Below are 9,541 nucleotides of genomic sequence, written 5' to 3' on the forward strand. Positions count from 1 at the left end.
CGGGGCGCCGTGGGGACGGGCGCCCCGGGCACGGCCGCCGATCTCGATGCCGAATTGCCCGGCGGGGCCGAACTTCTCGCCGCCTGCTGCGGCCATATCGGCGATCACCCGGATGATCATCCGGTGACCCGGGGGGCTCGCCGGCTGGCCGAACTCCACCTCGACCGCCGCACCGCACCCGTGCGGGTGGCGGAGATCGATTGCCGCCGACGAGAAATCGTCGTGGACATCGACCGCTGGGTCGGCGAACGCACCTGTTCCCCCGCCCATGCCCGCTCGCTCGGTGCCGCTGTCGACGGCCTGGCCGCGGCGCAGGTACGCGCCACCGTGCTGCTGCGACAAGCGGATGCGGCCGACGACGAACGAGTCCGGGCCGCATGGTTCGTCGTCGGGTCGATCGCCGACTGGTGGGCGGAACTGGTCGCGCAACACCTCGCCACCGTGCGGCCGCACCCGCGCCGTCCCGACGGAGGCTGAAACCGGCCCCGGACCTCGACTCGACGGCGTCGCGCCGACTACACGGGCCGGGCCTCGAGCACGGACTCCGGCGATACCGTCTCGGCGATTCGTGTCAGCGCGAATCCGCCGCGGGCGAGCAGCTTCCGATACTCCTCGGCCGACCGCTCGCGGCCGCCGCTGTTGATCAGCATCTCCAGATCGATGTACTTGCCCGGATGTGGGCGATCGTGCTGCGGCAACACGATTTCCACGACGACGAGCCGGGCGGCCGGGCGCATCGCGGCGCGGACCGCGCGGAGAATCTGTACCGCGCGGTCGTCCGGCCAATCGTGCAGGACATGTTTCAACAGATATGCGTCGCCGCCTTCCGGGACGGATTCGAAGAACGACCCGTGTGTGATGTCGACGCGGTCGTCCAGGCCCGCCGTGCTGAACCGCCGGGCCGCCGAATCCGCCACATCCGGAAGGTCGAACAGGACACCGCGCGTTCCGGGTGCGCGCGAAAGGATTTCGGCGAGCAGGGCGCCCTCGCCGCCGCCGACGTCGACCACGGTGCCGAATCGTCCGAAATCGTAGGCGGCGAACAGCGCTTCGGTGGTCAGCGAACCGATGCTCGTCATCGCACGGTCGAACAGAGCGCCGAATTGCCGGTCGCCCCGGACGTATTCGAAGAACGTCATCCCGTCGAGTTGTGGCCATACCGGGTCGCCCGACCGCACCGCGTCCACCACATGGGTCCAGTGCGCCCGGTGCGTCGCGGACCCGAAGAACAACGCCGCGTCCCGCAGTGACGCGGACGCGTCCCGGCGCAGGGCTCGCGCGGGCGGTGTCAGCGCATACCGCCCGTCGCGCCGTTGCGTGAAGACTCCGTGGCTGATCAGCAACCGCAGCAATCGCCGCAGGGCATCCTCGTCGGCGCCCACGCGCCGCGCCAGCTCCGGTCCCGGCAGCGGACCGGCCGCGAGCTCGTCCGCGATCCCCAAGGCGGCCGCGGCATGTATCGCCTGCGTCAACCACCCCGCCGCCAGCAATTCCATCAGCGCCAGCGGTCCCGGCGCCAACCGCCGATACGCCTCGCCCAGCACGTATCGAACCGTTTCGACGGCGCGGACCACGGGCAGCGGGGGCAGTTCCGGGAACCCGAACGCCATGCGCAACTCCCTCCGTCGGTGGGCGGCCACGCGCCGAGCCTACGTCGCGTCGGCCGCCCGGAGGGGCCGAGACGCCGCGGCGAGCCCGGAACGTGCTCGCCTACGCCGAATGCGGGAAGCCGTCGCCCGCGAGGCCGGTGGTGAAGGCGTCCCATTCGGCCGGGGTGAAGATCAGCGCGGGACCGGTCGGGTCCTTGCTGTCCCGGACCCCGATCGAGCCCCCGTCGAGAAAAGCGACCTCCACGCAGTCCTTGGACGCGGAGCTTCTGCTGCTCTTGAACCATTGCGCCCGGGACAGATCAACGTTCACTCTGCATACTCCTTTGCGATCCGCAGAATGAGGGCTCGGCTGTCGGCCTCATCCAGCGCCAGCCGCTGGATGCCGGCGCACACCTCACGATACTGCCGGATCTCGTCGGGGCGTTCCAGATACAGGTCCCCCAGGAATCCCTGTACATAGACGACCGGTGGCATCGTGAGGGCCGCAGTGGGATGTATTGGGAAATCGAGGATTACGAACATGCCGACGATGAGCCCACGGTAGGTTCCAGCCGACAGTGGCACGATTCGGATGGAGACATTCGGTAGGCAGCCGATCTCCGCCAGATGGTGCAATTGGTCTCTCATGACGGTCGCGTTGCCGGTGGTCCGATGAAGTACCGACTCGTCGATCAGCACATCCATCGCCAGCGGTTTGTCTGTGCTGGTGAGCCGTTCCTTTCGCTTCATGCCTACCGCCAGCATTCGTTCCAGCTCTTTTGTGGGTTTATTGGGGAATTCGACCCAACCCAGCGCGCGCCGATATTCGGCGGTGTGCAGCAATCCAGGCAGCATCGTCGTCTGATACGAGGTGATGCGTTCGGCCGCGTCCTCGAGGCTGACGAACAGTCCGAATTCCTTGGGGATCGCGTCCTCGGCGAAGGCCTGCCACCATCCGCCGGCCTTGGTCTCCTTCACCAGTTCCAGCACGACCCGTGTCTGTTTCGGACTCGCTCCGAACAGCTCGCACAGATGTTTCAGCAGTACCGGATTGAGCCGCGCGGCCTGCCCCGTCTCGATCTTCCACAGTGTCGAGCGAGCCACCCCGATCGCCTCGGCCGCGGCCTCCCGGGAGATCGCCCGTTCCTCTCGCATGGCCTCGAGCGTGAGTCCGAGCATGCGCCGGGCAACAGTGGAATCGGTGGATGCGGGCGTCATCGGCTGTAGCCTCCTGAAGTGCTCGTTTGAGTATCGGCGTTCGTACTCGAACAGGAATTTCCCGAGAACTCGAACAACGCGAAATTTCCGTCGAATTGCCACGGAAAATCGTTGCCGGACCGGCTTTCTCGGTGTGTCCTGAGTGCACCCACATCGCGGCGACGACACCGGCCCCACCGGATGCGTGCCGCCCCTGACCGCCCCAGAACCCCTATGCGAGTCGAGGTCTCGATGAGCCAACCCGTTGCCGACGACGGTACCGCGCCCCGCAGCGACACGCCAAGCTCGCCCTTCGCCGCCGCCGACGGCGTACACAGCCCGGATTCGTTGCGGCAGAAGGCATTCGTCCACGCCGACGGATTTCTCGCGGAATTCCTGTGCCGGGTGCACCTACTGGAACTGTCCGCCGCACGGGCTCGCGAGCTCAGAGCGATCCACCGATCACATCATCCGGACGAGTGCACGGTGCATCTGGAAACAGCGTATCTGCTGCTGATCAGCGACGGCGAAGGCGTGTGACGCCGGCCCGCATCACCGTTCGAGCTCGCACCCGCACTCGACCCGACACCGGAGGCACCCTGATGATTGCCGAACTCCCGACCAAGGACGAACTCCTGCGAGCATGCGACGGGGTGGTCCGGACGCCCCACCCGGTTCTGCACGCCGCCCGCGAACTCGCCGCACTGCATACCGCGTGCCGGCGTCCAGTTCCACTGCGATATATCGAAACAGAGTGTGCCAGAGCGGAATTGGTCCGGATGATCGACCGATGGGTGGCGACCGATCTGCCGCAGGCCAGAAGCGCCCCCTACCTGCACACCGAATCGGTCGGTACGGTCGTCGACCGCATCGCTCGCTTCCGCGTCGACGCACGCGACGCGCTGAACGGCGCCACCACCGAAACCCATCGCCATTTTCTCTGGCAGCGCCTCGCCGAACTCGCCGTCGCCTACACCGACCTGGCCTCTGAGGTCGGTTCCGGTCTCCGCGCCCTCCCCGGCCTGAATTTCTCGACCTGGATTCGGCCGGCGCCCGCCGGGCCGCACGTCTGCACCTGCCCGATCCGCATGCCGAGCGGGACGCGATGATCGGCGCGACGGCGAGTGAGCACGGAATGACGCTCGTCACCCGGAATGTGAAGGACTTCGCCGGTATGGGAGTGGCGACGATCGATCCCTGGCAACCCGGGTGAGTAGGGCGGGCGCCGCACCGCCCTACCTGCCGGGCGCCGTCCGAACCCTACGATTTCGGTGTAGCCGCCGAAAGTATCGCGGCCGCGGCCTGTTCGGCGCGCGTCGCCGCAGTAGGGTCGCCGGTGATGCCCGCGGTGACGATCGCTCCTTCGGCGAGCAGGTAAATCGCCTCCGCGGCTTCCGGGCGGGCCGGCACCCACTCGTCGATCGCGGCGCGAAACGCCGCTTTGTGGCCACGCACCTCGGCCAGGACCGCGGGTGAATCGGTGCCGAGTTCGCCGTGGATATTGATCCACGCACAGCCACGAAAACCGTCCTGCCCGAACCAGTTTCGCAACCACTCGAACAGCGCGGGCACGCGCCGTTCGGGGTCGTCGACCTGCTCGACGTACGCCGTGAGCGCGCCTCGCCAGCGCTGGTCGCGGCGACGCAACATCGCGACTACCAAGTCCTCCTTCGTCGGAAACATCGAGTAGATCCGCTTCAACGACAGCCCCGACGCTGCGCGAATCCGGTCCATCCCGACCGCCTGGACGCCGTGTGCGTACATCAGATCTTCCGCGGCGTCGAGCAGAATTTCCCGGTCGGCCGCGTTCCGTTCGGCGCTGAGCGTGGCGGGCATGGTGAGCTGGCTCCTTGACATCGAGAACGGTCGTTCCTTACGATACTTCATCGATGGAGAACGTACGTTCTCCAAAAACGGACAGGAAAGCTGATGTCGGAATCGCGCCCGCCCTACCCGCCGTTCACACTCGAGACCGCCACACAGAAGGTGCAGGCGGCCGAGGACGCGTGGAACACCCGGGATCCCCAGCATGTCGCCCTCGCCTACACCCCTGACTCGATCTGGCGGAACCGGGATGTGTTCATCAGTGGCCGGGACGAGATCATCGCCTTCCTCACCGCGAAATGGGAGCGCGAGCTCGACTACGCACTGCGCAAGAGCCTCTGGGGTTTCCGCAACAACCGGATGGCCGTGCGTTTCCAGTACGAATGGCACGACCGCGACGGGCAGTGGTGGCGCAGCTACGGCAACGAACTGTGGGAATTCACCGACCTGGGCCTGATGTCTCGTCGAGAAGCGAGCATCAACGACGTGCCCATCGCCCGGGCGGACCGGCGGATCTTCGGTCCCCGCCCCGCCGATCAGCACGGGGTGGACATCCCGATTCACTGAACGTCCGGCCGCTCCGATCGACCTCGACTCGTTCGGTGGCGAATGCCGATGAACACGCCCGGTGAATGCGGACGCGGGTGACCGTGGACGCACCGCCCGTACCGGGGGGCAGGTTTCAGTAGCCGGCCGTCGGGTCTATGCGTGCGTTGAGCTCTTGTCCCCGCAGGAACCGGGCCACGTTGTCGGCGACGTGCTCGGCGAAGGCGGCCGTGCGCAAGTGGGGTGGATTCGAATCGTGCGGGGTGATGATCACATTCGGCAGATCCCACAGCGGATGACCGTCGGGGAGCGGTTCCGGCTCGGTGACGTCCAGCCCCGCGCCCCCGATGCTGCCGTCGCGAAGCGCGGCCACCAGTGCCTCGGTGTCGATCAGGGAGCCGCGTGCCACATTGATCACCCAGGAGTGCGGTCGCAGTTGGGCCAGTTCGTCCTTCCCGATCAGGTGCCGGGTGTCGTCGGTCGCGGGCGCGGCGACGACGACGTGGTCGGCACGTGCCCATGCCTCCGAGATCCGGTGCGCGGGAAGGGTTTCCACGACATGCGGTGCGGTGATCGGGGTCCCCGACCGGTTGACGGCGATCACCCGGGCGCCGAACGGTTCCAGCATCGCGATGACCTCGCGGCCGATACCGCCCGCGCCGACCACCGCCACCGTGCGGCCGCGCAGGGTGTCGATCCGCGGGAAGAAGTCGGTTTGCCGCCAGGTGTGGGCGCGGATATGTTCCGGCAGATAGCGCACGCCGGCCAGGAGCAGTGCCAGCGTCCCCTCGGCCACGCTCTTGGCGAATGCGCCTGCGGCCGAGGTGAATACGACGTTCGGGTTGCGGTCGAAGATGCCGGCCGTGAAGAAGTCCTCCACCCCGGCGGAGTACAACTGCACCCACTCCACGGACGCGGGCAGCTCCGGAAACCCGTTCGGACCGCCGTCCCACACCAGTGCCTGCGCCTCGGACAACGCGGTGATCTCCGCACCGGCGCCGGTGATCGCCCGGCGCAGGGACTCCTCGGCGACCGGCCCGAGGGCGATCCGGGCTGAGTTGGTCATACGTCGAAACTCCTTCGTGGCATCTCGAAATCGGCGATTCTCACTGCTCGGCCGACTCCTCGTCGAGGTCGACATCGACGCGATCGCGGTCGGCCCACTCCAGCAGGGGCTCGATATCGAAGACCGTATCGTCGATGCCGGCATGCAGATCGCCGAGTTCGGCGAAGCGGGCGGGGACGGTGCCGATGGTGAAGTCGTTGGGCTCGATCTGCGGGATCTCGTCCCACCGCACCGGCGTCGACACGGTGGCGATCGCGTTGCCGCGCACCGAGTACGCGGCCGCGATCGTATGGTCGCGGGCGTTCTGGTTGTAGTCCACGAACAGCATCTTCGGATCGCGATCCCGCCGCCACCAGGTGGTGGTCACATCGTCGGGCGCGCGGCGCTCCACCTCCCGCGCGAATGCCAGCGCGGCCCGGCGAACCTGCTGGAAGCCGTAGTCGGGCGCGATCCGCACATAGATGTGCAGACCGTGCCCACCCGACGTCTTCGGCCAGCCCACGGCGCCCAGTTCGTCGAGCACCTCGTGGGCGACCTCGGCAACCCGCTGCACCCGCGACCACGGGCAGTCCGGCATCGGATCCAGATCGATGCGCCACTCGTCCGGTTTCTCGGTGTCGAACCGTCGCGAATTCCACGGATGGAACTCGACCGTCGACATCTGCACGGCCCAGACCACATCGGCGACTTCGCTGACGCACAGTTCGTCCGCGTACCGGTTGTAGCGCGGAAAATGCACCCGCACCGTGGGAATCCAGTCCGGCGCCCCGGCCGGTAGCCGCTTCTGATGGACCTTGCCGCCCGGCAGGCCCTTCGGAAACCGATGCAGCATGCACGGCCGATCCCGCAGCGCGTTGACGATGCCGTCACCCACGCTCAGGTAGTACTGCACCAGATCGAGCTTGCTGGCGCCGATATCCGGGAAGTACACCCGATCCGGATTCGACACCCGCACCGTATGCTCACCGACCGTCAACTCCACCGCCGGCGCCGACTTACTGGTCACCGGATCGACGATAGCGGGTGGGTACGACGATCGGCGGGACTCGCGGTGAGGACATGAAGTCGCGGCCGATGTGGGTCACGGACGAGGTGGACTAACCTCTTGGCTAAGGAGGTTCCGATGTCGGCTAGCGCCGCGGAGCAATTCGATATCCACGAAGCGAAGCCAGGTGCGGCTGGCCGCCGACTGGGACTCCGACGACACCAACGCCGAGATCGCCCGTGACTTCGGTATCACCCCATGAGGCTGCTTCTCGATACCCATGTCGCGTTGTGTTGGCTCACCGGTGATCCGGCCCTCTCCGATGAATTGGTCGACACCCTCGCCGGTGAGCCGGATGTGTTCCTCAGTGCGGTGACCATCTGGGAGATTGCGATCAAACAGTCGATCGGGAAGCTCGAGGGACCGGCGGACCTTCCCGAGCAGCTGCGGGATCCGTGGTGCCACAAATACGACGTCGACATCCTGCCGGTATGAGCCGGGGCCGCCTGCCGGCCCGAGGCCCCAGCCCACTTTCCTCCGAACCCGGTCTCAGCCCATGGTTTTCGTGCCGTCGATCGCTTCTCGGATGATGTCGGCATGCCCGGAATGCTGGGCGGTTTCGGCGATGATGTGCAGCAGCACCTGACGGGTGGACCATTCGCGCTCCTGGAACCAGGGGGCTTCCGGCAGCGGCCAGGTCGCATCCAGATCGATCGGGCCGGCGATCATCGCGTCGGTGCGGCGCGCGACCTCGTCGTATGCCTCGAGCACCCCGGCGAGGGTTTCACCGGGCAGCATGCGGAACTCGTCGGCACGCTGCTGGAAGTCCGCCTCGGTCATATCGGCGAAATTCTTGTGCGAGGAGGCGCCTTCGGTGATGAAGTCGGCCCACGTCCGTTCGACCGAGGCAACGTGCTTGATCAGTCCGCCCAGGCACAGTTCGCTGACCGTCGAGCGGTGCGCGGCCTGAGCGTCGGTGAGATCGCGGGTGGTGAAGCGCAGGAAATGACGCTGCTTGCGCAGCACCGCCAGCAGGGCCGCGCGCTCGCCGGTAAGGGTGTCGGTGGCCGCTTCGGTGCCGTTGGCCTGAGTCATCGTGTCGCCTTTCGTCGGTGGTTCTTCCGGGTTGCTCACCACGCTAGCGGCCCTAGCGGTCAGTTTCTGACCTCAATTGGCGGAGAATCGAAATATGGCGAATACCAGTACCCGGACGTTGCGGCTGCTGTCCCTGCTCCAGACCCACAAGTACTGGCCGGGAACGGAACTGGCCGATCGGCTCGGGGTTTCGGCCCGAACGCTGCGCCGTGACGTCGAACGACTGCGTGACCTCGGCTATCCGGTAGAAGCGCAGCGGGGCGTCGACGGCGGATATCAGCTCGCCCCCGGCGCCGCGTTGCCGCCGCTGATGGTCGACGACGACGAGGCGGTGGCCCTGGTCGTCGGCCTGCACGTCGCTACCCAGTCGATGGTCGCCGACGTCGCCGAATCCTCGGTGCGGGCACTGGCCAAGGTCGTCCAGGTGATGCCGCCCCGGTTGCGCCGCCGGGTCGATGCCCTCCGCGCGATGACCGTCGATGCCGGCTGGCCGGGCGCTACCGGTCCGGCCCTGGACCCGGCCGCGCTCACCACCGTCGCCGTGGCATGCCGCGACGGCGAGCGGCTGACCTTCTCCTACACCGCCGCCGACGGCCGCGAATCCAAGCGCCACGTCGAACCGCATCGACTGGTATCCCTGGCCCGCAGGTGGTACCTGGTCGCCTACGACCTCACCCGCCAGGATTGGCGCAGCTTCCGCCTCGACCGGCTCACCGGTGCACGAAGCGACGCCTACCGCTTCGGCCCGCGCGAATTGCCCACCGACCCAGCCGAATTCGTCCGCGCCGGCATGGCGAACCTACCCCGCCCCTACCGGGTGGTTGTGAACGTAGCCGCTCCCGCCGACACGATCCGTGAACGAATAGGCCGCTACAGCACCGTCACCCCCATCGATTCCGACCACTGCCGCGTAACGATCTCCGCCGACTCCCTGCATTGGCCGATGCTCGCCCTGGGCGTGGCGGGCGCCGATTTCCAAGTGGTGGAGCCCCCGGAGCTCGTGGCGGAGCTGCGAGATTGGGGCGACCGGTTCGGACGCGCGGCGGCGAAGTAGTGGTAGAGGTGGGTGGCAAGGCTCGCACGGCTGGCAGGACCGGTGCGAGGGCCAGGCCGGAGGCCGGAGAGCAAAAACCGGTGTGCACCACTGGTGCACACCGGCTTCCGTTGTTCTGCGATCTACTTCGGCGTTCCAGGCCCTACTTCAGCTCGGCGCTGGACAGCTCCAGCACCCGCCGGGCC

At 67.2% G+C, this 9,541-nt stretch carries 14 protein-coding genes; 7 read left to right on the forward strand and 7 right to left on the reverse strand.

The window, feature by feature from the left end; genetic code table 11:
* Positions 1–477 (forward strand): hypothetical protein (locus ON37_RS30845; protein WP_051031299.1); only part of this gene is annotated, 477 nt, incomplete at its 5' end.
* 38 nt (positions 478–515) lie between these two features.
* On the opposite strand, the gene ON37_RS07410 is transcribed toward ON37_RS30845, so the two are convergent.
* From ON37_RS07410 to ON37_RS07420, 3 genes are all read right to left on the reverse strand, one after another.
* Positions 516–1,610 (reverse strand): methyltransferase, encoded by a 1,095-nt coding sequence (locus tag ON37_RS07410; protein ID WP_040718048.1) that lies wholly within the window; start codon positions 1,608–1,610, stop codon positions 516–518.
* Between the two features lie 100 nt (positions 1,611–1,710).
* Entirely contained in the window at positions 1,711–1,920 is a 210-nt protein-coding gene (locus ON37_RS07415; RefSeq protein ID WP_040718049.1) for a DUF397 domain-containing protein, read from the reverse strand.
* A complete protein-coding gene (locus ON37_RS07420; RefSeq protein WP_040718050.1) occupies positions 1,917–2,807 on the reverse strand; it encodes a helix-turn-helix domain-containing protein in 891 nt (296 codons plus the stop codon). The genes ON37_RS07415 and ON37_RS07420 overlap by 4 nt, the downstream gene beginning before the upstream one ends.
* 231 nt (positions 2,808–3,038) lie before the next feature.
* On the opposite strand from ON37_RS07420, the gene ON37_RS07425 reads away from it, so the two are divergent.
* The 3 genes from ON37_RS07425 (at position 3,039) to ON37_RS34650 (ending at position 3,999) form a co-directional block, all read left to right on the forward strand.
* Complete coding sequence (locus ON37_RS07425) at positions 3,039–3,326, forward strand: hypothetical protein (protein ID WP_245553100.1); 288 nt, start codon at positions 3,039–3,041, stop codon at positions 3,324–3,326.
* A gap of 62 nt (positions 3,327–3,388) precedes the next feature.
* Positions 3,389–3,895: a DUF4254 domain-containing protein gene (locus ON37_RS07430; protein ID WP_210742551.1), complete on the forward strand. Its 507-nt coding sequence runs from the start codon at positions 3,389–3,391 to the stop codon at positions 3,893–3,895.
* On the forward strand, positions 3,862–3,999 hold the full coding sequence (locus tag ON37_RS34650; RefSeq protein ID WP_339374458.1) for a PIN domain-containing protein: 138 nt from the start codon (positions 3,862–3,864) through the stop codon (positions 3,997–3,999). Before ON37_RS07430 ends, ON37_RS34650 begins: the two co-directional genes overlap by 34 nt.
* A gap of 47 nt (positions 4,000–4,046) precedes the next feature.
* Here the strand turns inward: ON37_RS34650 and ON37_RS07440 are convergent, their stop codons facing one another.
* Entirely contained in the window at positions 4,047–4,673 is a 627-nt protein-coding gene (locus ON37_RS07440) for a TetR/AcrR family transcriptional regulator (RefSeq protein WP_245553101.1), read from the reverse strand.
* Between the two features lie 42 nt (positions 4,674–4,715).
* Between ON37_RS07440 and ON37_RS07445 the strand changes: the two genes are divergently transcribed.
* On the forward strand, positions 4,716–5,177 hold the full coding sequence (locus ON37_RS07445; RefSeq protein ID WP_040718053.1) for a nuclear transport factor 2 family protein: 462 nt from the start codon (positions 4,716–4,718) through the stop codon (positions 5,175–5,177).
* A gap of 115 nt (positions 5,178–5,292) precedes the next feature.
* Here the strand turns inward: ON37_RS07445 and ON37_RS07450 are convergent, their stop codons facing one another.
* Complete coding sequence (locus tag ON37_RS07450) at positions 5,293–6,222, reverse strand: D-isomer specific 2-hydroxyacid dehydrogenase family protein (protein WP_040718054.1); 930 nt, start codon at positions 6,220–6,222, stop codon at positions 5,293–5,295.
* Positions 6,223–6,262: 40 nt separating this feature from the next.
* Positions 6,263–7,228, reverse strand: a complete 966-nt coding sequence (gene ligD / locus ON37_RS07455; RefSeq protein ID WP_040718055.1) for a non-homologous end-joining DNA ligase — start codon at positions 7,226–7,228, stop codon at positions 6,263–6,265.
* A 237-nt stretch (positions 7,229–7,465) separates the two neighbouring features.
* Here ligD and ON37_RS07460 point away from each other — a divergent pair, with 237 nt between their 5' ends.
* The gene (locus ON37_RS07460) at positions 7,466–7,702 is read left to right on the forward strand and encodes a type II toxin-antitoxin system VapC family toxin (protein WP_051031302.1); all 237 of its coding nucleotides are present in this window, start codon (positions 7,466–7,468) and stop codon (positions 7,700–7,702) included.
* 54 nt (positions 7,703–7,756) lie between these two features.
* Here ON37_RS07460 and ON37_RS07465 read toward each other — a convergent pair whose 3' ends face one another.
* Positions 7,757–8,302 carry a DinB family protein gene (locus ON37_RS07465; protein ID WP_040718056.1) on the reverse strand — a complete coding sequence of 182 codons (546 nt, stop codon included), beginning with the start codon at positions 8,300–8,302 and terminating at the stop codon, positions 7,757–7,759.
* 94 nt (positions 8,303–8,396) lie between these two features.
* On the opposite strand from ON37_RS07465, the gene ON37_RS07470 reads away from it, so the two are divergent.
* Positions 8,397–9,356 (forward strand): helix-turn-helix transcriptional regulator, encoded by a 960-nt coding sequence (locus ON37_RS07470; protein WP_040718057.1) that lies wholly within the window; start codon positions 8,397–8,399, stop codon positions 9,354–9,356.
* The last annotated feature ends 185 nt before the right edge of the window (positions 9,357–9,541 follow it).

The sequence above is a fragment of the Nocardia veterana NBRC 100344 genome (assembly GCF_000308855.1).
Classification (GTDB): domain Bacteria; phylum Actinomycetota; class Actinomycetes; order Mycobacteriales; family Mycobacteriaceae; genus Nocardia; species Nocardia veterana.